At 68.8% G+C, this 23,670-nt stretch carries 23 protein-coding genes; 12 read left to right on the top strand and 11 right to left on the bottom strand.

The genetic code is table 11. The features are described from left to right. Nucleotides 1–153: 153 nt before the first annotated feature. On the bottom strand, nucleotides 154–1,626 hold the full coding sequence (gene cls, locus H9658_RS19945) for a cardiolipin synthase (RefSeq protein ID WP_191826685.1): 1,473 nt from the start codon (nucleotides 1,624–1,626) through the stop codon (nucleotides 154–156). A 108-nt stretch (nucleotides 1,627–1,734) separates the two neighbouring features. Between cls and H9658_RS19940 the strand changes: the two genes are divergently transcribed. Further along, a complete protein-coding gene (locus H9658_RS19940; RefSeq protein ID WP_191826684.1) occupies nucleotides 1,735–2,820 on the top strand; it encodes a PA0069 family radical SAM protein in 1,086 nt (361 codons plus the stop codon). Between the two features lie 216 nt (nucleotides 2,821–3,036). Here the strand turns inward: H9658_RS19940 and H9658_RS19935 are convergent, their stop codons facing one another. After that, entirely contained in the window at nucleotides 3,037–3,744 is a 708-nt protein-coding gene (locus H9658_RS19935) for a 2OG-Fe(II) oxygenase (protein ID WP_191826683.1), read from the bottom strand. 58 nt (nucleotides 3,745–3,802) lie between these two features. On the opposite strand from H9658_RS19935, the gene H9658_RS19930 reads away from it, so the two are divergent. After that, nucleotides 3,803–4,369: a nucleoside 2-deoxyribosyltransferase gene (locus H9658_RS19930; protein WP_318241484.1), complete on the top strand. Its 567-nt coding sequence runs from the start codon at nucleotides 3,803–3,805 to the stop codon at nucleotides 4,367–4,369. Between the two features lie 152 nt (nucleotides 4,370–4,521). Here the strand turns inward: H9658_RS19930 and H9658_RS19925 are convergent, their stop codons facing one another. The 6 genes from H9658_RS19925 to H9658_RS19900 all read right to left on the bottom strand — a co-directional run bounded on the left by H9658_RS19925 (nucleotide 4,522) and on the right by H9658_RS19900 (nucleotide 8,878). Continuing rightward, a complete protein-coding gene (locus tag H9658_RS19925; RefSeq protein WP_185821647.1) occupies nucleotides 4,522–4,788 on the bottom strand; it encodes a hypothetical protein in 267 nt (88 codons plus the stop codon). A gap of 55 nt (nucleotides 4,789–4,843) precedes the next feature. Next, nucleotides 4,844–5,350: a hypothetical protein gene (locus H9658_RS19920; RefSeq protein WP_191826682.1), complete on the bottom strand. Its 507-nt coding sequence runs from the start codon at nucleotides 5,348–5,350 to the stop codon at nucleotides 4,844–4,846. Between the two features lie 43 nt (nucleotides 5,351–5,393). Then, nucleotides 5,394–5,834, bottom strand: coding sequence for a DUF2267 domain-containing protein (locus tag H9658_RS19915; protein ID WP_191826681.1), 441 nt, complete (start codon nucleotides 5,832–5,834; stop codon nucleotides 5,394–5,396). 142 nt (nucleotides 5,835–5,976) lie between these two features. Then, nucleotides 5,977–6,609: a LysE family translocator gene (locus H9658_RS19910; protein ID WP_191826680.1), complete on the bottom strand. Its 633-nt coding sequence runs from the start codon at nucleotides 6,607–6,609 to the stop codon at nucleotides 5,977–5,979. Between the two features lie 204 nt (nucleotides 6,610–6,813). Further along, nucleotides 6,814–7,680: a hypothetical protein gene (locus tag H9658_RS19905; RefSeq protein ID WP_191826679.1), complete on the bottom strand. Its 867-nt coding sequence runs from the start codon at nucleotides 7,678–7,680 to the stop codon at nucleotides 6,814–6,816. Nucleotides 7,681–7,861: 181 nt separating this feature from the next. Next, complete coding sequence (locus H9658_RS19900; protein WP_191826678.1) at nucleotides 7,862–8,878, bottom strand: class 1 fructose-bisphosphatase; 1,017 nt, start codon at nucleotides 8,876–8,878, stop codon at nucleotides 7,862–7,864. A 97-nt stretch (nucleotides 8,879–8,975) separates the two neighbouring features. Between H9658_RS19900 and H9658_RS19895 the strand changes: the two genes are divergently transcribed. After that, nucleotides 8,976–10,211, top strand: coding sequence for an MgtC/SapB family protein (locus H9658_RS19895; protein ID WP_179570286.1), 1,236 nt, complete (start codon nucleotides 8,976–8,978; stop codon nucleotides 10,209–10,211). 129 nt (nucleotides 10,212–10,340) lie between these two features. Here the strand turns inward: H9658_RS19895 and H9658_RS19890 are convergent, their stop codons facing one another. Then, nucleotides 10,341–11,543: an amino acid aminotransferase gene (locus H9658_RS19890; RefSeq protein ID WP_179570288.1), complete on the bottom strand. Its 1,203-nt coding sequence runs from the start codon at nucleotides 11,541–11,543 to the stop codon at nucleotides 10,341–10,343. A gap of 336 nt (nucleotides 11,544–11,879) precedes the next feature. Between H9658_RS19890 and H9658_RS19885 the strand changes: the two genes are divergently transcribed. From H9658_RS19885 to H9658_RS19870, 4 genes are all read left to right on the top strand, one after another. Next, a complete protein-coding gene (locus tag H9658_RS19885; protein WP_191826677.1) occupies nucleotides 11,880–14,006 on the top strand; it encodes a TonB-dependent receptor family protein in 2,127 nt (708 codons plus the stop codon). 160 nt (nucleotides 14,007–14,166) lie between these two features. Beyond that, nucleotides 14,167–14,502 (top strand): hypothetical protein, encoded by a 336-nt coding sequence (locus H9658_RS19880; protein WP_191826676.1) that lies wholly within the window; start codon nucleotides 14,167–14,169, stop codon nucleotides 14,500–14,502. Between the two features lie 279 nt (nucleotides 14,503–14,781). After that, complete coding sequence (locus tag H9658_RS19875; protein WP_191826675.1) at nucleotides 14,782–15,306, top strand: hypothetical protein; 525 nt, start codon at nucleotides 14,782–14,784, stop codon at nucleotides 15,304–15,306. A gap of 338 nt (nucleotides 15,307–15,644) precedes the next feature. Beyond that, nucleotides 15,645–16,034: a hypothetical protein gene (locus H9658_RS19870; protein ID WP_225210138.1), complete on the top strand. Its 390-nt coding sequence runs from the start codon at nucleotides 15,645–15,647 to the stop codon at nucleotides 16,032–16,034. A 270-nt stretch (nucleotides 16,035–16,304) separates the two neighbouring features. On the opposite strand, the gene H9658_RS19865 is transcribed toward H9658_RS19870, so the two are convergent. Next, nucleotides 16,305–18,245, bottom strand: coding sequence for a sigma-54-dependent Fis family transcriptional regulator (locus H9658_RS19865; protein ID WP_191826674.1), 1,941 nt, complete (start codon nucleotides 18,243–18,245; stop codon nucleotides 16,305–16,307). A gap of 244 nt (nucleotides 18,246–18,489) precedes the next feature. Between H9658_RS19865 and adh the strand changes: the two genes are divergently transcribed. The 3 genes from adh to H9658_RS19850 all read left to right on the top strand — a co-directional run bounded on the left by adh (nucleotide 18,490) and on the right by H9658_RS19850 (nucleotide 21,687). Further along, on the top strand, nucleotides 18,490–20,019 hold the full coding sequence (gene adh, locus H9658_RS19860; protein ID WP_191826673.1) for an aldehyde dehydrogenase: 1,530 nt from the start codon (nucleotides 18,490–18,492) through the stop codon (nucleotides 20,017–20,019). 244 nt (nucleotides 20,020–20,263) lie between these two features. Then, entirely contained in the window at nucleotides 20,264–21,292 is a 1,029-nt protein-coding gene (gene adhP / locus H9658_RS19855) for an alcohol dehydrogenase AdhP (protein WP_058363131.1), read from the top strand. After that, nucleotides 21,292–21,687 (top strand): DUF779 domain-containing protein, encoded by a 396-nt coding sequence (locus H9658_RS19850; protein ID WP_058363130.1) that lies wholly within the window; start codon nucleotides 21,292–21,294, stop codon nucleotides 21,685–21,687. The genes adhP and H9658_RS19850 overlap by 1 nt, the downstream gene beginning before the upstream one ends. 146 nt (nucleotides 21,688–21,833) lie before the next feature. Here the strand turns inward: H9658_RS19850 and H9658_RS19845 are convergent, their stop codons facing one another. Then, a complete protein-coding gene (locus H9658_RS19845; RefSeq protein WP_191826672.1) occupies nucleotides 21,834–22,130 on the bottom strand; it encodes a hypothetical protein in 297 nt (98 codons plus the stop codon). Between the two features lie 166 nt (nucleotides 22,131–22,296). Between H9658_RS19845 and H9658_RS19840 the strand changes: the two genes are divergently transcribed. Then, nucleotides 22,297–22,692 (top strand): hypothetical protein, encoded by a 396-nt coding sequence (locus H9658_RS19840; RefSeq protein WP_191826671.1) that lies wholly within the window; start codon nucleotides 22,297–22,299, stop codon nucleotides 22,690–22,692. Continuing rightward, on the top strand, nucleotides 22,692–23,669 hold the full coding sequence (gene ku, locus H9658_RS19835; protein WP_191826670.1) for a non-homologous end joining protein Ku: 978 nt from the start codon (nucleotides 22,692–22,694) through the stop codon (nucleotides 23,667–23,669). Before H9658_RS19840 ends, ku begins: the two co-directional genes overlap by 1 nt. The last annotated feature ends 1 nt before the right edge of the window (nucleotide 23,670 follow it).

The following is a 23,670-nucleotide window of genomic DNA, read 5'->3' as shown; positions in this document are numbered from 1 at the left end:
GCGAACCGTCGGAACCGGCGGCGTGCCGCCATTCGAGCCGAGCCCGCAGGGTCTCGCTCGCATACGTCCGCGGCCGCCTCGTCCGGGCGTGGACGTCCCCGCTCCCTGGCACGCGCAAGCAAGGCGCGACCTGTCCGGGGATCGACGACGCGCCTACAGCAGCGGCGAGGTCAGCCGCGCCATCGCCTCGGGCAACCGGTAGCGCCACAGCGAGCGCTTGCGGTCGTCGCGCACCTGCACCGCATCGGCGATCTCGCGGCCGATCAGCGTGGCCAGCTCCTGGGTCATCTGCCGGTCGCGGAACATCGCCGAGACTTCGAAGTTGAGGCGGAAACTGCGGTTGTCGAAGTTGGCGCTGCCGACGATGCACAGTTCCTCGTCGACGATCAGCGCCTTGCTGTGCAGCATGCGCGGGCCGTACTCGTAGATCTTGACCCCGGCCTGCAGCAACTCGTCGAAATACGAGCGCGCCGCCAGCGTCACCAGCCGCGAATCGCTGCGCTTGGGCACCAGCAGGCGCACGTCGAGCCCGCCCAGCGCGGCCGAGGTCAGCGCCATGCGCGCGGCCTCGCCCGGCACGAAATACGGCGTCACCAGCCACACCTTGCGCTGCGCCTCGTAGATCGCCGCCACCTGCATGCGGTGGATGCTCTCCCACGACGAATCCGGACCGGACACCAGCACCTGCGCCTGGATCGCGCCGTCGTCGCGGCCGGGCATGTCGTGCGGCCAGATCTTCGCCATGTCGAAGGCGTCGCGGCCCTGGCGGGTGGCGTACAGCCAGTCCTCGACGAACACCAGCTGCAGGCTGCGCACCACGTGGCCCTCGCAGCGCACGTGCAGGTCGCGGTAGGCGTCGGGGCGCAGCGCCTCGTTCTCCTCGTCGGTGACGTTGATGCCGCCGGTGAAGCCGATGCGCCCGTCGATCACCACGATCTTGCGGTGGGTGCGCAGGTTCACCCACGGCCGCTTGAACTTGAACGGGCGCAGCAGCTGGGTGGGATGGAACCAGGCCGCCTCGCCGCCGGCGTCCAGCAGCGGCTGCAGGAAGCGCTTGCGCACCTGCGAGGAACCCACCGCATCCAGCAGCAGGCGCACCTTGACCCCAGCGCGGGCGCGCTCGACCAGCGCGTCGCGGATGCGCGTGCCGCTGCGGTCGGGATTGAAGATGTAGTACTCCAGGTGCACGTGGTGCTGCGCGGCGGCGATGTCGCGCACGATCGCGTCGTAGGTGGCGGCGCCGTCGACCAGCCATTGCGCGGTGGTCGCCGAACTCGGCGCCAGGCCGGTGGTGGCCTGGGCGATCTTGGCCAGCTCGGTGCAATCGGCGTCGGGCGGGCAGACGCTGCTGTAGTGCTCCATGCCCGAGCGCGAGCGGCCGCGGCGCAGGCGCTGCCGCTTCACCTTCTGCGGCCCGAGCAGGTAGTAGATGACGAAGCCCAGGTACGGCAGCGCCGCCAGCGACAGCACCCAGCTCAGCGTCGCCGCCGGCTCGCGCTTCTGCAGCACGATCCAGCCGCTCAGCCACAGGATGTACAGCAGATAGGCGGCGGTGAGGTAGGCGCCGAAATGGGGAATGCCGGTCAGCCAGTCCCAGGTGTTCTGCAGTGTCGCGAATACGAACATCGGCGGATTCTACGGGGCCGGCGCGGCTCCTGCGCGTGGCGCTGAAAGATTCAGCGTTGCCCGCGTGCCGTCGCAGTGGCTGAGACCGTGGCGGCGTAGCCTGTGCGGATGAGCACGGCCATCAAGGGACGCGGCGCCGGCAGCCACCTGCCCGGCCGCTTCGAACGCACCATCAGCCAGGCCGAGGACGACGGCTGGCACCCCGACGACAGCGAGGAATTCGCCGCGCCGCGGCTGCGCACCGAGGTGCGCGAGGAGACCGCGCGCAGCATCATCAGCCGCAACCAGTCGCCGGACGTGGGCTTTTCGCAGTCGGTCAATCCGTACCGCGGCTGCGAGCATGGCTGCAGCTACTGCTTCGCGCGTCCCAGCCACGCCTACCTGAACCTGTCGCCGGGGCTGGACTTCGAGACCCGCCTGTTCGCCAAGACCAACGCGCCGGAGTTGCTGCGTCGCGAACTGGCCAAGCCCGGCTACGCGCCCAGCCCGATCGCGCTGGGCATCAACACCGATGCCTACCAGCCGATCGAGCGCAAGCTGCAGCTGACCCGGCGGCTGATCGAGGTGCTGTGGGAAACCCGCCATCCGTTCTCGCTGATCACCAAGAACGCGCTGGTCGAGCGCGACCTGGACCTGCTGGTGCCGCTGGCGCGCGAGAACCTGGTCAGCGTGCATTTCTCGGTCACTTCGCTGGACCCGCGCCTGTCGGCGCGGCTGGAGCCGCGCGCCTCGGCGCCGCACGCGCGGCTGCGCGCGATGCGCACCCTGCACGAGGCCGGGGTGCCGGTGGGGGTGATGGTGGCGCCGGTGATCCCATGGATCAACGACCACGAGCTGGAAGCGGTGCTGGAGGCGGCGCATGCCGCCGGCGCCGACTCGGCCGGCTACGTGCTGCTGCGGCTGCCGCACGAGGTCGCGCCGCTGTTCCGCGACTGGCTGCAGGCGCACCATCCCGACCGCGCCGCGCACGTGATGAGCACGGTGCAGCAACTGCGCGGCGGGAAGGACTACGACGCCACCTTCGGCAAGCGCATGCGCGGCGAAGGCGTCTATGCCGACCTGCTGGCGCGGCGTTTCGCGCTGGCGCACAAGCGGCTGGGCTACGCGGAACGCGCGCGCCCGGCGCTGGACTGCAGTCGCTTCGTCAGGCCGCTGCCGCCGCGCGCGCCCTCGCCGCAGGGCGTGCTGTTTTGAGGCGGGGATTCGGGAGTCGGGATTGGGGATTCGTAAGAGCGCGCAAAGGCGTGCTGCGGTAGCCGCTGACTTCTTCCCTAGTTTCGCCGGAAGGCGGCGGCGGTACCGGGATAGATCTGGCTGGCGACGAGAACGTGCGCCAGTCAGTGGCCAAACGAAAGCCGGCAGGCCAACAGCCGCCGCATCCCGCTGTTGCGAATCCCCAATCCCGACTCCCTACTCCCGGCCGTAAAGCGCCTGCGCCGACTGGAACAGGATCCAGCTGGTGGCGATGAACTTGTCGCCGCCCTGCGGGCGGTTGCCGCGGTGGGTGTGGGTGAACGCGGTCGGGGCGATCAGCAGGCTGCCGGCGCGTGGCGCGATCTTGCGCTGCTGGAACAGGAACTCGGTTTCGCCGTCCTGGAAGTCGTCGTTGAGGTACAGCGTCCACAGCAGATGCCGGTGCAGGGTTTCGGCGCCGGGATCGCGCGGGTACAGCTCGCAGTGCCAGTACGGATAGCCGCCCTCGCCCGCGGTATACCACTGCAGGTTGATCGCGCCCGGACGCAGGCAGGTGCGGGCCAGGTTGGACAGCGCCGCGTCGTCGAGCAGCGCGAAATCGTCGGCGCCGAGCCGGTGCGGCTGGCCGTCGGCGCCGGGCACCTGCAGCATCAGCGGCGAGATCAGTGCCTGCGGGTACTTGCGCAGGTAGCCGAGCAGGCCGGCGAACACCGCCTGCTGCAGCCGCTGCTCCACGTCGCGCCACGGCTCCAGGCCGCTGATGCGCAGGTCGCGGCTATGCTTGAGCTCGGGGAATACGCCGCTGCCGACCTCGCCCGGCTGCAACTGCGTACTGCCGCGCAGGCGGCGCATGATCGCGGCGCAGTCCTCGCGGGACATGGCGCCATTGAAGACCTCGATGAAATCGGGAGTGGAATCGGACATCGCGCGACCTTACCAGCGATCCTGCGGCATCGCAGCTGTGTCGTTGGCATCCCTCCATGTGCGCGCCGACAATGAGCGCCCCGCTGCCCACCTGCCCTCGCCGATGATCCGCACGCTGTACCTCGCCGGCCCCGACGTGTTCCGCCCCGATGCCGCCGCCCGCGGCGAGGCCTTGAAGGCGCTGTGCCGCGAATTCGGATTCGATGGCCTGTTCCCGCTGGACCAGGCGGTGCCGGCGCACATCGCCGATCCCGCCGCGCAGGCGCGCTGGATCTATGAGGCCAACATCGGCCTGATCGCGCAGGCCGATGCGGTGCTGGCCAACCTGGATTTCTTCCGCGGCCCGGAGCCGGACAGCGGCACCTGCTTCGAGGTCGGCTACGCCGTCGCCCTGGGCAAGCCGGTGTACGGCTACATCCCCGACGAGGGCAGCTTCGCCCAGCGCATCCGCGCCCGCCATCCCGGCGCGATCGGCGCCGACGGCCGCGTCGACACCCACGGCTGGCACTTCGAGGAATTCGGCCTGCCGCTCAACCTGATGCTGGCGGTCCCGGCGCCGCTGGTGGTCGGCGACGCGCGGCGCGCGTTGGCGCGGTTGCGGGAGGATCTGGGCGTGGAGGGATAGGTACAGGCGCGCTGGGCGAAGCGGCATAAGGACCGGTCGCGCGCGCCGTTCGTGTCAACCAACCATAGAAATCGTGACTATGGACTCGACCGGTTGGACCAGCCGCACCCACTACCGGTACCGCCACGAAAGAACGTTGATCTCCTGGGAGCTCAGCTTCCTTTCGAAGAACTTCCACGAATCGAATAGCCGAGCAACACCAGCCACGCGATCAGGGCCAGCAGCGTCGGCAACTGGAACTTGCTCGACGTGCCTAGGGTGAAACTTCTCGCCGCAAAGAAGATGAGTACCCACAGCGCCAGATTGGCGATCACGATCGGCCGCCGCGAACGGTGCCGGGTGAGCCAGGAAATGACGCTCGGCATCAGCGCGACCGGCGCTGTGGCGAAGAAGAACATGAGGAAGACCGTCTGGTTCATGGCGCCTCACTCTCGTCAGTTCCGCAATGGATGGATGGAACCCGATACCGCCGGTTCATGTCGACTCGAGTGGTGATTCGATTCCAACGCATTGCCAGCCATCGCACTGATAACCGAGCTCTTGAGCTATGTCGCGGAACCGAGATCGGAAGAGGTTTGCGTCGAAGCCGCCGAGCCTCTTGGCTTTGGCATGAAGGACGTCGGTGCCTTGGTAGATCAAGAAGACGGCATAAGCGACAGCTTGTGCGGTCGGCAGAGTTATGATGCGCTCAAAGTCCGGCCGAACGCTGAAGTGACCAACGTTCAATTTATCAGGAACCGGAGGAAGGCCAAAAGGCGGCGAGCGTCCAGAGACGCGTTTCTGAAATCGAAACGGATGCCGAGGGGTGCCGTCCGGCTTGGCATGATCCTCAATCAGCTCTAGGTCGATCCAAAGATGCTCCATGAATCCGCCGTAGTCCCCACTTACGCGATCGCTCAGTGCGGTGAATACAGGACGCAGTGCGTCAGCAACTTTGGATGTCCTTCGGTCAACCATATTTGCATGTAGTTGAAGACGCATTCCAGTCTCCCAGATCCCAGCCATGAATCCTACTTGTGCAGGCTCATGCGACGCGAACGGACGGCGCGACGGACCAGAACGCGGCGGCACCGGCAGGCAGCGTCGCCAATACCCGGTCCAGCTCCGCGTTGTCGACGTTCCTGCGCAATGCCTGGGCGACGGCCTGCACCGCGTTGGGCGGGGCGAAATTGTGTGCGGCGCGAACCGAGCGGACTTCCGCCAACAAGTCCTCATCCGGGCCGAACGCCAGGATCGGCGCTTCGCTGTCCCAGCCTTCGACGAACAGCGCACGCAGCACCGGCGGCAGGATGTCGGCAAAACGGAGGCCTTCCTGGACAGTGAGGCGACGCCGGAAGGTGTGCAGCACGCCGACCACCATGTTCCAGGCCATGTTGGTCGTCGCCAGATCCGACGCGTCGCGCGCATCGACCATGAAGCGTTCGAACTCCAGCGATGCGTTTTGGTATGCGAAGGGCCATGTCATGCGTGGATCGCCTGATGCTGTGGCCAAACCGTGCGCCGAAGCGGCCTGACCGGAGTGAAGGGATGCTCCGCAGCGCAATCATCGCGCGGACGGCAATCGACGGCGGGCCGCGGCATCCCTGTCCGCCGCCACGGCCCTGCCGCTACTGCGGCCGGAAGCGCAACAGCACGATGCCGAACCCGATGAAGATGGTTCCGACGACGCGGTCGAACAGCCGACGCAGGCCGGGCCGGGACAGGTAGCGGCGGATGCCGTGCCCGCCGATGCCGTAGACCGCGTACCAGAACAGCTCGCACGCGGCGAAGGTCGCTACCAGGATCGCGAATTGCGGCCACTGCGGCTGGGTCTTGTCGACGAACTGCGGCAGGAACGCGGCGGCGAACAACAGCAGTTTGGGATTGCTCAATCCGATCGCCAGCCCGCCACGGAACAACTGCAGCGGCGACAGCGACGCAGTCAGGGGCGGTGCGCCTTGCGGGTCCAACGGCGCCTCTCCGCTACGCCAGGCGGCGATTCCCAGCCACAGCAGATAGCCGACGCCGGCGTAGCGCAGCACCTCGAACACGCGCGGCGACGCGTCCAGCACCGCGCCCAGGCCTGCCGCCGACGCCAGCAGCACCAGCACCACCGCCAGCAGGCAGCCGGCCATCGCCAGCAGGCTGCGGCGTACGCCGAAACGCACGCTGCGCGTCATCACGTGCAGCATGTTCGGCCCCGGCGTGCCCGACAACACGAACACCGTCAGCAAGAACATCCACCAGACATGCAGGCTCATGGCGCAGCGGCTCGCGGGAAGTGACATCGCATCGTAGCAACGGCGCGGAACGTACGCCATGCAGGGAGCGCCGTCGCCCGCCGCTCACGGAGTGCCGCACGACTTCCAGGCGGTGAATGCCGCTGTCAGGCCTGCGCACGGCGATGGCGATGGCGATGGCGATGGCGAAGCGACGGCGGTCGAACCGGTGTGCAGGCGGCGACGCTAGAAGTAACCGCCCTCGGCATCGCGCCAGATGTCGTAACCGTCCAGCTCTTCCGCGGTCACCGAGGACGGCTGCACGAATCGCGCTTCCCAACCGGAAAAGGAGGCAATGGAGATCGGCAGGTGGCCCATGCCCATCGGGACGTCGTCCGGCCGGTCCACGCCGGCCATGTACAGCGTGGCTTCGTCGATGCGCGCGGGAGGTTCCGGGTACACATTGCTGTAGACACGGATATGGACGCCATGCGCGTCCAGCTTGAGGATCTTGAGCGGCACGAACCTGCCGTTCTCCCGCTCGGTCACGTAGAGGCCGCCTTGCTGCCACTGGACAGTGTCGGCAGGCGAAGCCGCAACGGGTTTTCCGAACAGGCGCGTACGCAATCTTTCGAGCATGTGGTGTCCCTTGGTCCAACGTTGCATCGGTCTGCACGCCGGGTTCGGCGTGGTCGCGGTCCGGGGCGGAGCGAACGGCGCCAACACGCTTGTTCCACAAGAATGACAGGCGGCGTCCGGCATGAAAACAGCTTCCGGGGACGCCACCGGCAGCGGTGCCCTGCAATGCACGCACAGGAATTCGCTGTCCGGGTTCCTGTCGCCAGCGCGAACATAGCGCACGCCGTGATCATCGAACTCCACGACCCACCAATTCCGATCGTGATCGTATTGGGCGGTTCCGTGGCCTTCGAGATCTTCGTCGTCATCCGACGCATCCACGGCAATGAGCGGCATGCCTTCTTCAAGCACCAGGCCGGCATTCGCCAGGTCGCGCAGCGAGCCGAATGTGTCCAGCACGACGGCGGTTCTTTGCGGATTCCTGACGCCGCGAACGAGTCCATTGAAATCGGCGTAGATGCGAGTCGTCGACATACTTGCGTGCCAAATACGCGTTGGACCGCGTCAATGCGGCCTACCCCCATCGTCGCCTCGCGTCAGTCGGCGCGTCAATCCAGAACCCCGCCGGCGACATAGGTGCAGGTAAAACGACGACACCGCGCGCAAGCGGGTGTCGTCGGTCGCAACCGGCGTGCCGGACAGCGTGAAGCCGCGCTCAGCCTTGCGCCTGGTCGTGCTCCACGTGGTACCGCACCGCCTCGGCCACTTCGTTCTTGGAGCCCAGGAACACCGGCACGCGCTGGTGCAGCTGTTCGGGTTGCAGGCCGAGGATGCGCTCGCGGCCGGTGCTGGCGGCGCCGCCGGCCTGTTCGACCAGCAGGCCCATCGGGTTAGCTTCGTACATCAGGCGTAGCTTGCCGGCCTTGCCCGGGTCCTTCTTGTCCCACGGGTAGATGAAGATGCCGCCGCGGGTCAGGATGCGGTGCACGTCGGCCACCATGCTGGCGATCCAGCGCATGTTGAAGTTCTTGCCGCGCGCGCCTTCGCTGCCGGCGAGCAGATCGGCCACGTAATGCTGCATCGGCGCTTCCCAGTGGCGCTGGTTGGACATGTTGATCGCGAACTCGGCGGTGTCCTCGGGGATGCGCATGTCGGCCTGGGTCAGCAGGAAGCTGCCTTCCTCGCGTTCCAGGGTGAAGGCATGGGTGCCGTGGCCCAGGGTCAGCACCAGCATCGTGCTGGGGCCGTAGATGCAGTAGCCGGCGGCGACCTGGGCGGTGCCCGGTTGCAGGAAGTGTTCGTCGCCGGGCTTGTCGGTGCCTGGCGGCGCGCGCAGCACCGAGAAGATGGTGCCGACGGAGACGTTGACGTCGATGTTGGAGCTGCCGTCCAGCGGATCGAACAGCAGCAGGAAGTCGCCGCTGGGATACTTGTCGGGCACCGGCTGGCTGTGGTCCATCTCCTCCGACGCGCAGGCGGCCAGGTGGCCGCCCCAGGCGTTGGCTTCGAGCAGGATGTCGTTGCTGAGCACGTCCAGTTTCTTCTGCGCCTCGCCCTGCACGTTGCCGGTGCCGGCGTCGCCGAGCACGCCGCCCAGGGCGCCCTTGCTGACTGCGATGGAGATGCGCTTGCAGGCGCGGGTCACGATGGTGATGAGCTGGCGCAGCTCCGGGCCGATGCGGCCGGCGTGCTGTTCTTCGATCAGGAAGCGGGTCAGCGAGGTTCGCGACATGGGCGCAGGCAGCCTTTCGTGGGGGATTGACCGCCATTGTCGGGATTGCGGCCCACACTGCCAAGCGCGGCTATGCTGGGCGCAACGGGGAGCGATCATGGCGCTGGAGTTGGAACCTGCACTGGTGCGCACGCTGGCAGCGGCGCTCGGACTGGGTTTGCTGATCGGGCTGGTGCGCGAGCGCGGCGGTGCCGCGCACCGTGTCGCGGGATTGCGCACGCATGCGCTGGCCGCGGTGGCGGGGGCGGTGGCGCTTGGCCTGGGCGAGGCGAGCTTCGTGGTGGTGATCGCGACCATCGGCGTGTTCTCCGCGCTGGCGTATCGCAACACGCGCGCGCGCGATGCGGGTCTCACCGGCGAGGTGACGCTGCTGCTGACCGGGCTGCTCGGTGGCCTGGCGACGCGGATGCCGGCGGTGGCCACGGCCCTGGGGATCGTGGTGGCGCTGTTGCTGTACGCCAAGGCGCCGTTGCACCGCTTCAGTCGCACGGTGCTCAGCCAACGCGAGGTGGCCGATGGCTTGCTGTTGCTCGCCGCCGCGCTGGTGGTGCTGCCGCTGCTGCCCGATCGCGGCTACGGCCCGCTGGGTGCGATCAATCCGGCCAAGGTGTGGCGGCTGGTGGTGTTGGTGATGGTGGTCGGTGCGCTCGGCCACGTCGCGCTACGCGTGGTCGGCAATCGCTGGGGGCTGGCGATCGCCGGCCTGTTGGCCGGCTTCGTGTCGTCCACCGCGGCGGTGCTGGATTTCGGCCGCAAGGTGCGCGCGGATCCGACGCTGCTGCGGCCGGGTGTGGCGGCGGCGTTGTTCGCCAACCTGGCCTCGCTGAGCCTGTGTGTGCCGATCCTGCTGACGATCTCGCCCTCGCTGCTGCAGCTGTTGTGGCCGGAACTGGCCGCGGCCGGGGCCACGCTGCTGGTCGGTGGGGTGCTGGGGTTGCGCGCCGGCGACGGCAACGAACCGCCACTGGCGACCGCACAGGGGCGCATGTTCCGCTTCGGCCAGGCGTTGGGTTTTGCAGCGGTGCTGGCGGGGTTGACCTGGGGATCGGCGCTGCTGGCAGGCTGGATCGGGCCCGCTGGCGCGATCGCCGCTTCGGTCGTCTCGGCGTGCGCCGAACTGCACGCGGCGGTGGCCACGATGGCCACGTTGGCCGGAACCGGCGAGATCGCCGCGGACAGTGCGCGGCCGTGGCTGCTGGGGCTGCTGGCGGCCAGCCTGGGAACCAAATCGGTGATTGCGTGGGTCAGCGGTGGGCAGGCGTATGGCCTGCGCGTGACCGCCGGTCTGCTGGCGGCGCTGCTGGCAGCAGCGGGCCCGCTGCTGCTGCGCTGACGGTGCGCGCGACAGATGTCCATGCTGCCGCTTCAACTATCCACTCTCCGCGACGCCTGGCGGTGAAACGCCGCGGAACGCCAGGACCGGCAGATGCAGGTCCTGGCGAGTGCAGCGCCGCCGTGCGGATCAGCCCTTGTGCACGGTGGCCACGGCCTGGGTCACGTAGTCCAGGTTGGCCTGGCTCAGCGCGGCCACGCAGATGCGGCCGGTGCCGACGGCATAGATGCCGAACTCTTCGCGCAGCCGGTCCACCTGCGCCTTGCTCAGGCCCGAGTACGAGAACATGCCGGCCTGCTGCTGGATGAAGCCGAACTCCGGCGCGCCGAGGGCGGCCAGCTTCTGCACCATGCCGGCACGCAGCGCGTGGATGCGCTCGCGCATTTCGGTCAGCTCCTGCTCCCACATCGCGCGCAGTTCGGGGCTGGTGAGCACGCCGGCCACCAGCGCGGCGCCATGCGTGGACGGGCTGGAGTAGATGGTGCGGATGATGCGCTTGACCTGCGACTGCACCGCCTTGCTCTCGGCCGCGGTGGCCGAGACCACCGACAGCGCGCCGACGCGCTCGCCGTACAGCGAGAACGACTTGGAGTACGAGCTGGCGACCACGTAGCTGTCCACGCCGGCTTCGGCCAGCAGGCGCACCGCGTAGGCGTCTTCGTCGATGCCCTTGTCGAAGCCCTGGTAGGCGATGTCGACGAACGGGAACAGGTTGCGTTCCTTCAGCAGCGCGGCGACCGTGCGCCACTGCTCCTGGGTCAGGTCGGCGCCGGTCGGGTTGTGGCAGCAGGCGTGCAGCAGCACCACGGTGCCCGGCGCGAGCTTGTTCAGATCGGCGAGCATGCCGTCAAAGTTCAGGCCGTGCGTGGCCGCATCGAAATAGGTGTAGTCGACCACGTCGAAGCCGGCGGCCGAGAACACCGCGCGGTGGTTCTCCCAGCTCGGGTTGCTGATGGCGATGGTCGAGGTGGACAGCAGCTTCTTCAGCAGGTCCGCGCCCACGCGCAGCGCGCCGCTGCCGCCGATGGTCTGCGAGGTGGCGACGCGGCCGGCGGCCAGCAGCGGCGACTCGGCGCCGAACAGCAGCTTCTGCGTGGCCAGGTCGTACGCGGGCAGGCCGTCGATCGGCAGGTAGCCGCGCGGCTTGGCGTCCTGCGCCAGCTGCCGTTCGATCTGCTGGACGGCGCGCAGCAGCGGAATGCGGCCGCTCTCGTCGTAATAGATGCCCACGCCCAGGTTGACCTTGGTCGGGCGGGAATCGGCGTTGTAGGCCTCGGTCAGGCCCAGGATCGGGTCGCCTGGGACCTGTTCCACGTTTGCAAAGAAGGACACGGCGGTACTCGTTTGGTGGCGAAAGGTGGGGGCCGGGAGGGACCGGAGCCGGCGCGGTCAAACGCCCCATCCTAGCAAACGCAGGTCCTTGCGTGGCGGGGCTTTGCGCTAGGGCGCGTCCTCAATCCGCAAGCAGATCGCGCCACTCGTGTGCGTGCACGAGGCAAGCACCAGAAGGCGTGGAGGATGGTTCCACCCGGGCGATGACGTAGCGCCGAGGGCGCACACGAGCAGCCCTGCGGGTTGGGCCTGACAGACCCAACGCGACCCACTTGGGAATCGATGACACGCCCTGGGCGGCGTGCGGCCGGGCGGCGCATGGGCGATGATGCACGCATGCCCAATCGCCATCCCCTCGCCCTGCTCTGCGGCCTCTGCGCCGCGGGGCTGTCGCCCGTCGTCTGCGCCGCCGCGGCCGATGCCGATCCCGCCACCCTGCCGGTCGTGCAGGTGCAGGCCGCACGGGTCAGCGGGGTGGACGATTTCGACCTGCCGGCCTCGCTGACCGCGATTACCGTCGGCGACAGCAACCGCACCGGCGTGCAGGTCGCCGAGGCCTTGGCCGGCGTGCCCGGGCTGCTGGCCCGCGACCGCCAGAACTATGCGCAGGACACGCAGCTGTCGATCCGCGGCTTCGGCGCGCGTTCGGCGTTCGGCGTGCGCGGCGTGCGCCTGCTGCTGGACGGCATCCCGGCGACGATGCCGGACGGCCAGGGCCAGCTGTCGCACTTCAACATGTTGGGCGCCGAGCGCATCGAGGTGCTGCGCGGCCCGTTCTCGGCGCTATACGGCAACTCCTCCGGCGGCGTGGTGCAGCTGTGGAGCGCCGACGGCGCGCCCGACGACCCGTGGCGGCTGCGCAGCACCGTCGGCAGCAACGGCACGTATAGCGCCGGGGCGCAGCTGCAGGGCCAGCAAGGCGACGTGCACTACAACGTGGCCGCCACCCACTTCCGCACCGACGGCTACCGCGACCACAGCCAGGCGCGACGCGAATCGGTCAACGCCAAGTTCGGTTTCGACCTGGCCCCCGGCCGGCGCCTGGACCTGGTGCTGAACTACCTGGACGCGCCGTGGGCGCAGGATCCGCTGGGCCTGACCCGCGCCCAGTTCCATGCCGATCCGCAGCAGGCCACCGCCGTGGCGACCCAGTTCGATACGCGCAAGTCCACGCGCCAGGCGCAGGCCGGGGCGATCTTCACCCAGCAGGTGGACCAGCAGACCTGGCGGCTGATGGGCTACGCCGGGCGCCGCGACGTGCAGCAGTACCTGGCGGTGCCGGTGGCGGTGCAGGCCAATCCGCTGCATGCCGGCGGGCTGATCGACCTGGACGGCGACTACGGCGGCGTGGACGCGCGCTGGGCCTGGCAGGGCGAGCTCGGCGGGCGCCCGTTCCAGCTCACCGTCGGCGCCAATGCCGACCGCCAGAAGCAGCACCGCACCGGCTACGAGAATTTCGTCGGCAGCACGCTGGGGGTGAAGGGCCGGCTGCGCCGCGACCAGGAGGACCAGGTGCAGAACGTGGACCAGTTCGCCCAGGCCTGGTGGCAGTTCAGCGAGCGCTGGTCGCTGCTGGCCGGGCTGCGCCACAGCCAGGTGCGGTTCCGGTCCGACGACGCCTACATCGTCGGCCGCAATCCGGACGACAGCGGCAGCACCGATTATTCGGCGACCACGCCGGTGGCCGGGGTGGTGTTCCGCGCCACTGACGACCTGCGCTTCTACGCCTCGGCCGGCCGCGGCTTCGAGACGCCGACCTTCAACGAGCTGGGCTATCGCAACGACGGCGGGGCCGGCCTGGCGCTGGACCTGTCCGCGGCCAGGAGCGAGAACCTGGAACTGGGCGCGAAATGGCGCGACCAGGCCGGCGCGGCCTGGGAAGCGGCGCTGTTCCGCGCCAATACCGACGACGAACTGGCGGTGGCCAGCAACACCAACGGCCGCAGCACCTACCGCAACATCGGTCGCACCCGCCGCCAGGGCGCCGAGGCCAGCTACCTGCTGCCGCTGGGCGACACCGCGCAGCTGCAGCTGTCCTACACCTGGCTGCAGGCGACCGTGCGCCAGGCCTACCTGACCTGCGCCAGCAGCGGCTGCGCCACGCCCACCGCGCGGGTCGCGGCCGGTTCGCGCCTGCCCGGGGTGCCGCGCCAGCAGTTCTTCGCGCGCTGGCAGTGGCAGCCGCGCGCCTGGCAGTTCGCGGTCGAAGCCGTGGCCGCCGGCGACACCGTGGCCAACGACCTGGCCACCGAGACCGCCCCCGGCTACGCGCTGCTGAACCTGGAGGCCTCGCGCCGCTGGAGCACTGCGCATGGCGCGCTGCGCACCTTCGCGCGCATCGACAACGCGCTCGACCACGCCTACATCGGCTCGGTCATCGTCAACGACAGCAATGGCCGCTACTACGAGCCGGGACCGGATCGCGGCTATACGGTCGGGTTGCAGTGGGATTTCGCGCATTGAGGCGGCTTTCGAAGTAACGCTCTCCCCTCGGCACCATGATCCTGTTTTGGAAGGTGCCCGGCAGGGACGGGCGAAGCCCATGCAACCGAACGTCGCAAACGTTCGGCGCGTACCTGTCCCCTGCCCTCACGGCCACCCCCGCCAAGCTTTGGAGACGCTGATGAAAACCGCATTGCTGCTGGCGCTCGCCGTCCTCGCACCGGCCACCGCGCTGGCCGCTTCCGTCACCGGCACACTGGTCGGCGGGGGCGGTGTCGACGACATGACCATCGTCGTGCGCGCGGCCGATGGCCGGGAAGTCGAAGCGTATTGCGCGACCCGCTGCGGCGACTGGTTCGTCGCCGAGCCGGAGAGCGACGTGTTCGCGCTGAACAAGGCATTCAAGGGCAAGCGGGTCGCGCTGGACTACGCGACCGAAGCCAACGGCGACCGGATCGCCGGCCCGGGTCCGGACGACCGGCTGCTGTTCGTGAAAAGCGTGCGCATCGTTCCGTGAGGCCGCGTTCGCGCGACGCGGCTCCTTGCGGACGTCGGTGGCGCGCAGCGCAGCCGTGGTGCGTCTGCGCGTAAGCGCAAGCCATGCCGCGCGCAGCGCATGACATATGCGCTTTTTCACAAACGACCGCTAGCGACGCTTAGGTGGGAGCACCGATCGAACGGCGGTCCGACCTGCGCACCGAGGCATGCGTCAGCTCGCATGCCACGCCGCATGTCGCCGCGACAGGTGCCGCCGCATGGATGGTCCGTGCGGGCGCCGACCTCGCGAGACGTTGCCGTGGAAGAAAAACTCGATCGCTTGCTGGCCGACATCGCGCACCTCAAGCAGAAGCTGGAGGCGGACAAGACCGTGGCCGAGCGCATTTTCTGGGTCATGGAGAAGACGCTGGCGCCGCTGGCGATCGCGGTGCTGGCGTTCTACGGCAACACCGCCGCCGACAAGATCTCCGCTGGCCAGCTGGCGCTGGCCAGGCTCGGCGTGCAGGACAAGCAGAACGAATTCGCACGCACGCTGCAGAGCAAGTACGTCGAACTGTTCTATGCCGACATCACCTCGGGCGATCCCGAGCGGCAGGGCAATGCGCTGGGCCTGCTGCGGCTGATGGATCCGGGCCTGGCGCTGCAGCTGGCCACGTTCGTGGCGGCCAACCCCGCCGCGTCGCCGTCGATCAAGACCCAGGCCGAGGCCACCCGGCAACAGATCCAGCGCGACAACGGGAATGGGGCACCGGCAGCGAACGCGCCAACGCTGCCCTCGCCGGCCGCCGCGTCGCCGTCGCTCCCGCCTGCGCGGCCGCGTTGATGCACGAGGGTGCATTGCGCCCGTGCATCCGATGCGGAGCGATGGCCATCGTGCGCGAGCGCCGCGATCGAATCGGACTGCCGTGGCTGCCGGCAGCGAATCGCGTCAAGCAGGTGCCGCGATCCCATGCGCGAGCCGGGAGACACGATGCAGGCGCGATAGGCGAAGTGCCGTGACGAAAATCAGAAAATCTCCCCCGTTCCGTCTACAAAACACGGTTGAGGTGTCTACCGGTCACGGCTGGTTCGCTGGCGGCTGCAGCGCTGGCGGGATTAGTTTAAAGCCGCGTTTCGAAGGACCCGTCCACACCTCAATCGATGCATCGCCGGAGAGAGCACATGGCAGAGAAAGCCGACAAGGCCGTCCTGGCCGAGGGCGTCAGCGCGACGCTCTATCAGGGCACGTTCGTCGTCAACAACGGCACCGGGCAGACCATCACCAACGTCAGCGTCAAACACACCTGCGGAAATTTCGTCAACACATCGGTTGCCGTGTCGCTGGCGCCGGGCGAGTCGGCCCCGCCGGTGAAACTGGAAGCGCAGACCGGTTCCAACGACTACTGGAGCCTATCGTTCCAGATGGGCAACGTCTCGCGCAGCCGCAGCAGCAAGCAATGCAATTACGAAACCGAAGATGCGCCGAACACCTGCGTCATCGCCTTGTACGACGACAGCTTCAGCGTGATCACGCCGAAGAGCTCGCCGTGCCTCAACAACGCCTACGACTGAGCGCAGCCGGCAACGCGTCGCCCTCGCAGGCGACGCGCTGCCGATGCCGCGTTGCGTCCGGCAAGCGCGGACGTCGGCACGCCTCCGGCACGGCGTGGCGCATGCGACGCGCAGGAGATCTTCATGTAGGAGCGACGTCAGTCGCGACAGGCTCTACCGGGAATCCCTGTCGCCACGGAAGTCGCTTCTACACGGGGCATCTCGACGCATCGGAATGCGCCAGTGCCGCAGCGATGCAGGGACAACGGCAGTGCCTGCACACGCGATCGCTCAACCCGCGCCGAGTCCGAGCCGGCGGTACAGCGTGCTGCGGCTGACGCCGAGCTGGCGCGCGGCGCGGGCGACGTTGCCGCCGCACGCATCCAGGGCCTGGCGCATCGCCGCCAGGGCCAGGCTGTCCAGGTCGGTCCGGGGAAGTGGCGCGTCCGCGCGTACCGCGTGCGAGTCGCCGGGCGATCCGCCCTGCCCTGGCACCGCATCGCCGCCGGCCGCGCGCATGCCGCGCGCCGCGCCGGGCAGGTAGGCCGGCAACGCGTCGACGTCCACCACGGCACCGGCGTCGCTCAGTGCCACCAAGGTCCGCAGGCAGGCCACCAGCTGGCGCAGGTTGCCGGGCCACGGATAGGCGCTCAGCGTGGCCAGCGCCGCGTCGGTCAGGCGCCGGCCCTGCCCCACCCGCGCCCACAGTTCCTGCACCAAGCCACGCCGATCCGGATGCACGCTCAGCGCCGGAATCTGCACGCTGTGATGGGCGATGCGGTAATACAGGTCGGGGCGGAAACGCCGCTCGGCCATCGCCTCGTCCAGGTCGCGGTGGGTAGCGCAGATCAGCGCGAAATCCAGCTTCACCGGCTTGCCGCCGCCCAGCGGCAACAGTTCGCGTTCCTGCAGCACGCGCAGCAGGCGCGGCTGCAGCGCCGGCGGCATGTCGCCGATCTCGTCCAGGAACAGCACGCCGCCGTCGGCCTGGCGCAGCAGGCCGGGGCTGCCGTGCTTGCGCGCGCCGGTGAAGGCGCCGTCCTCGTAGCCGAACAGTTCGGCTTCGATCAGGCCTTCCGGCAGCGCCGCGCAATTCACTGCGACGAACGGCTTGCCGGCGCGCGCGCTGCGCCGATGCAGTTCGCGCGCGAACACTTCCTTGCCGGTGCCGGTCTCGCCCTGCACCAGCACCGGCAACTGCGCATCGAGCACGCGCCGCGCGCGTTCCAGCGCCAGTTCCTGCGCGGCATCGAACAGCGGCGCATCGGCGCCGTGCTGCGCGCGCGTGGCCGCTGACACGGTGATCGGCGGCTGCTGCGAACGCCGCCGCGGCCGCGCGTCGCCGATGCTGTCGACGCGCCCGTGCAGGGCGCGGCCCTGCAGGTCGAACACGCTGCCCTGCTGGCGCAGCCGCGACAGCGGCTCTTCGAACAAGGCCGCATAGGGCGCGCGGCCCAGGTCGTGCCGCTCCAGTCCGAACAGGCGCAAGCCGGCCTGGTTGGCCGCGACCAGCTTGCCGTTGCGGAACGCGAGCAGGCCTTCGCGCGCCGTGCCGAGCAGTGCCGCATCGTGGTGCACTCGCAGCAGTTCGCAATCGGCGATGCCGTCGTCGAAATAGCGGTGTTCGATGCTGGCCACCGCCATCCGCGCCAGTCCCAGCGCGTGCATGTGCTGCACGCTGGCGTCGCCGGAAATGTCCAGCACGCCGGCCAGCTGGCCGTAGGGATCGAAGATCGGCACCGCGGCGCAGCTGAGGATCTGGTGCGGCGCGAAGTAATGCTCGCCGCCGCGCACTTCCACCGAGCGGCTCTCGACGATGGCGGTGCCGATCGCGTTGGTGCCGACCTGGGTCTCGCTCCAGCACGCGCCCGGCATCAGCGCCACGCGCCCGGCCTTGTCGAGGAAGCCCGGGCTGCCTTCGGCGTCGAGGATCCAGCCGGCCTCGTCGGTCAGCAGCACGATGCTGCCGGTGGCGGCGGCATCGCCGGCCAGGCCTTCCAGTTCGGCGCGGGCCAGCCGCCACAGGCGCTCGTGCGCCTCGCGCAATTCGCGCAGGCGCGGCGCGCTGACCGGCTCGATCGGCGGCGTGCCCTGCGCGGGCAGGCCCAGACGCTGGCAGCGCTGCCACGACTGCAGGATGGTGTCCGGCACCTGGCCGACCGGGGCGCCGCCGCGCTCGAAGAAGATCCGGCGGGCGTGGCCGAGCTGGTGCTGCGATTGCTGTTGCGCCATGACGGCTCCGCTGTCGCAAATTGCGACAGGTGTTGGGACAGGTGTTTCGATAAACACCACATCCGCCGCCTGCGCGCAATCGGCACGCGTGACGCGCTGCAACAGGAATGGCGCCGCCGTGTCGATTGGCCGCGGCGCGCGGCCATGACGCGGCGCAACAGCGAAAACCTGGCATCGCTCTTGCGGTTACCGCCTACCTGGATGGGCATGTCCCATTCCTTTCCCACCGCCGCAGGAGACACCGATGAACGCCGTCACCACCGCCAAGCCGCATGCCACCGATCCGCAGTCCATCTTCAAGTCGCGCTACGGCAATTTCATCGGCGGGCAATGGGTGGAACCCAAGAGCGGCCGCTACTTCGACAACAGCACGCCGATCACCGGCAAGGTGTTCACCTCGGTGGCGCGCTCCGACGCGCAGGACGTCGAGGCCGCGCTCGACGCCGCGCACGCGGCCAAGGACGCCTGGGGCAAGACCTCGGCCACCGAGCGCAGCAACGTGCTGTTGAAGATCGCCGATCGCATCGAGCAGAACCTCGAGCTGCTGGCCTATGCCGAGACCTGGGACAACGGCAAGCCGCTGCGCGAGACGCTCAACGCCGACGTGCCGCTGTGCGCCGACCACTTCCGCTACTTCGCCGGCGCCATCCGCGCGCAGGAAGGCGGCATCTCCGAGATCGACAGCGACACCATCGCCTACCACTTCCACGAGCCGCTGGGCGTGGTCGGGCAGATCATCCCGTGGAACTTCCCGCTGCTGATGGCGTGCTGGAAGCTGGCGCCGGCGATCGCCGCCGGCAACTGCGTGGTGATGAAGCCGGCCGAGCAGACCCCGGCCTCGATCCTGGTGCTGATGGAGGTGATCGGCGACCTGCTGCCGCCGGGCGTGCTCAACGTGGTCAACGGCTTCGGCCTGGAAGCGGGCAAGCCGCTGGCCAGCAGCCCGCGCATCGCCAAGATCGCCTTCACCGGCGAGACCACCACCGGCCGGCTGATCATGCAGTACGCCAGCCAGAACCTGATCCCGGTGACGCTGGAACTGGGCGGCAAGTCGCCGAACATCTTCTTCGCCGACGTGATGGCCGAGGACGACGATTTCCTGGACAAGGCGATCGAAGGCTTCGTGCTGTTCGCGTTCAACCAGGGCGAGGTGTGCACCTGCCCGTCGCGCGCGCTGATCCAGGAATCGATCTACGACAAGTTCATGGAGAAGGCGCTCAAGCGCGTGGCCGCGATCAAGCAGGGCAATCCGCTGGATCCCAACACCATGGTCGGTGCGCAGGCCTCCAGCGAGCAGCTGGAGAAGATCCTGTCCTACATCGACATCGGCAGGCAGGAAGGCGCCGAGGTGCTGATCGGCGGCGAGCGCAACGCCCTCGACGGCGAGCTGGCCGGCGGCTTCTACGTCAAGCCGACGGTGTTCAAGGGCCACAACAAGATGCGCGTGTTCCAGGAGGAGATTTTCGGGCCGGTGGTGTCGGTGACCACGTTCAAGGACGAGGCCGAGGCGCTGGCGATCGCCAACGACACCCTGTACGGATTGGGCGCCGGCGTGTGGAGCCGCGATGCGTCGCGGCTGTACCGCATGGGCCGCGCGATCCAGGCCGGGCGGGTGTGGACCAACTGCTACCACGCCTATCCGGCGCACGCCGCGTTCGGCGGCTACAAGCAGTCGGGCATCGGCCGCGAGAACCACAAGATGATGCTCGACCACTACCAGCAGACCAAGAACCTGCTGGTGAGCTACTCGCCGAAGGCGTTGGGGTTCTTCTGAGTCCGGCCGCGTCGCCGGGGCCGCCACGCTCAGCGGTGGCCCCGCGCGTCGCCCGTGCTCACGCCGGACGCACGCCATTGCCATGTGTGTCTGCCTGTCGCCCTGGTCGCGGCGCGCGCGTGCGGCTCGACCTGCCGTGGTTGCGCCATGGCGCCGCAGCGGACGTCGCTTCCTGATTTGGATCAAAGCGCGCCATCGCCGGATCAGCGATGGTGCTGTCACCCGTTCTCCCAAGGAGTGCTGCATGAACAAGACGATGAAAGCCGCCGTGGTGCGCGAATTCGGCAAGCCGCTGACGATCGAGGAAGTGGAGGTGCCGCGGCCGCAGGCCGGCGACATCCTGGTCAAGATCGAAGCCTGCGGCGTGTGCCATACCGACCTGCATGCGGCCGAGGGCGACTGGCCGGTGAAGCCGAACCCGCCGTTCATTCCCGGCCACGAGGGCGTGGGCCATGTGGTCGCGGTGGGCGCCGGCGTGGGCCACGTCAAGGAAGGCGACCGGGTCGGCATCCCGTGGCTGTATTCGGCCTGCGGGCATTGCGAGCATTGCCTGGGCGGCTGGGAGACGCTGTGCGAGGCGCAGCAGAATTCCGGCTACTCGGTCAACGGCGGTTTCGCCGAGTACGCGCTGGCCAACGCCGACTACGTCGGCCATCTGCCGAAGAACATCGGCTTCGTCGAGGTCGCGCCGATCCTGTGCGCCGGCGTCACCGTGTACAAGGGCCTGAAGGTCACCGACACCAAGCCCGGCAACTGGGTGGTGATCTCCGGCATCGGCGGGCTCGGCCACATGGCCGTGCAATACGCCAAGGCGATGGGCCTGAACGTGGCCGCGGTGGATGTGGACGACGCCAAGCTGGCGCTGGCCAGGCGCCTGGGCGCCACGGTGACGGTGAATGCGCTGACCACCGACCCGGTGGCCTACCTGAAGAAGGAGATCGGCGGCGCGCACGGCGCGCTGGTGACCGCGGTGTCGCCGAAGGCGTTCGAGCAGGCGATCGGCATGGTCCGCCGCGGCGGCACGGTGTCGCTGAACGGGCTGCCGCCGGGCCAGTTCCCGCTGGACATCTTCGGCATGGTGCTCAATGGCGTGACGGTGCGCGGCTCCATCGTCGGCACGCGCCTGGACCTGCAGGAATCGCTGGACTTCGCCGAGCAGGGCAAGGTCGCCGCGACCGTGGCCACCGCCACGCTGGAGAACATCAACGAGGTGTTCGCACGCATGCGCGCCGGCCAGATCGAAGGCCGCATCGTGCTGGACATGGCGGCCTGATGGACGCCGCCACGCCTGCCTCCGGCGTGCCGCTGCAGGTGCTGGCGACGTTGCCGGCGCTGCAGCTGATCGACACGCTGCGCGCGCGGCATGGCCCGTTGCTGTTTCATCAGTCCGGCGGCTGTTGCGACGGGTCCTCGCCGATGTGCTATCCGCAGGACGATTTCATCGTCGGCGACCGCGACGTGCAACTGGGCGAGATCGGCGGCGCGCCGTTCTATATCAGCGCCTCGCAGTTCGAATACTGGAAGCACACCCAGCTGATCATCGACGTGGTGCCGGGGCGCGGCGGCATGTTCTCGCTGGAGAACGGCGAGGGCGTGCGCTTCCTGGTGCGCTCGCGGCTGTTCGGCGACGCGGAGTATGCGGCGTTGCAGGCGGCGGGGAAGGTGTGAGGAGCGGGGATTGGGGATTGGGGATTCGTTGACGGCGGGAGCTGCCGAAGGACTGTAGGAGCGGCTTCAGCCGCGACAGGATCTGTCGATTCATGCAGCCTGTCGCGGCTGAAGCCGCTCCTACAGGGGGGCGATGGCCTACGGGCCTATGGCGCCTTGGACGGCACGAATGGCGACACCGGATCGCTGGCCGGGAAGGTCTCTTCCAGCGCCTCGTCCTGATTGGCGTCGGCATGGCGCTTGTGGGCGTGTTCCTCGTTGGCGCTATCGGCCGCGTCGGCGTCGGGCGCATGGCGGTCCGCGCCGGTGCGCGGCTCGTGTTCGACGATGGTCTGCGGGCGGTCGCCGGCGCCGCGATCCTCGCGGTCCTGACCGTCGCGCTTGCCGCGTTGTTCGCCGGGGACGGGGTCGCTGCGACGCAGCGGGTCGGTGGGTGTGGACATGGCCGATTCCTCCTGTGGGGTAGGGCAACGCTGCGCCCAGTGCAGTGCGTTCCCGGTGAAACCCCTGCGAATCGCACCGCGTCCACATGATTGTCACGAACGCCTAACGGCGCCGGCGCTACTGCTGCCCCTCCCCATGCCGCCGATGCCGCCCGGAGCTTCCGCCATGCGCCCCAGCGCCCGCCCCGAACCGCCGTTGTTCAATGCCCACCTGGATCCGTTGCCGGCCGCGCCGCCGCACGGCGCCGACGCGGCAGGTCCGCGTCCGCACGACGCAGCGGACTACCGCCACTACAGCCTGGCCGACTATCGCCAGCGCCGCGACCGTGACGGCACCCCGTGGCGCGACCTGTGCCCGGCCTATGCCTTCGCGCTGCGCACCCACGCCGGCGGCTGGCCGCGCGCGCCGATGGCCGACACCGACGGCGACCTGGCCGCGCACTGGGAGCAGGTCCGCGGCGAATCGCAGCTGGACTGGCGCCAGGCGCGGCCGGTGATCGAGGATGCGTGGCAGGCGCTGGATCATCTGCCGGCGCCGGCGCTGCGCATGGAGGCGCACTGATGGCGCGCCCGATCTGGACCGGCACCCTGTCCTTCGGCCTGCTCAACGTGCCGGTCGCGCTGATGTCCGGCGAACGCCGCGTCGACCTGCACTTCCGCATGCTCGATGCGCGCGACAAGCGCCCGATCCGCTTCGAGCGGGTCAATGCCGACACCGGCGAAGAGGTGCCGTGGAAGGACATCGTCAAGGCCTTCGAGTACAGCAAGGGCAACTACGTGGTGGTCGAGCAGAAGGACATCGCCTCGGCCGCGCCGGAAAGCCACGAGACGGTGGAGGTCGAAGCCTTCGTCGACGCCGCCGACATCGACCTGCGCTACTTCGAGAAGCCCTACGTGCTGGTGCCGGGCAAGAAGGCGGAGAAGGGCTACGTGCTGCTGCGCGAGACGCTGCGCGCCACCGGCAAGGTCGGCATCGCGCGGGTGGTGATCCGCACCCGCGAATACCTGTCGGCGGTGCTGCCGCAGGAAGACGCGCTGGTGTTGATCCTGCTGCGCTATCCGCAGGAGCTGGTCGACCTGGAGGACTACACCCTGCCCAGCGGCAAGGCCGCCGACTACCGGATCAGCGCCAAGGAAACCGAGATGGCCACGCAGCTGATCGGCTCGATGTCGGGGAAGTGGGACCCGGGGTCCTATCACGACGAATTCCGCGAGCGCCTGCAGGCGGTGATCCAGAAACGGATCAAGGCGCAGGAGGGCACCGCGCAGGTGGAGGACGACGCCGACGCGCCGCAGCGCGAGGATGCCGCCACCAACGTGGTCGATTTCATGTCGCTGCTGCAGAAGAGTCTGGACGCCAAGCGCCGCACCCCGGCGAAGAAGGCGGAGGCGTCCGTGCCGGTGCGCAAGACCGCGAAAACGCCGGCCAAGAAAGCGGCGAAGAAGGCGGCCAAGCCTGGCGTGAAATCGGCAAGCAAGGCCAAGCCGGCGAAGAAGGCGGCCGCACGCAAGGCGCCGGCGCGGCGCAAGGCGGGGTAGG

It is taken from the genome of Xanthomonas bonasiae, from assembly GCF_014836395.1.
Taxonomy (GTDB): Bacteria; Pseudomonadota; Gammaproteobacteria; order Xanthomonadales; family Xanthomonadaceae; genus Xanthomonas_A; species Xanthomonas_A bonasiae.
Note: the sequence above shows the minus strand (reverse complement) of the source record. Positions and strands in the feature narration are given on the sequence as shown.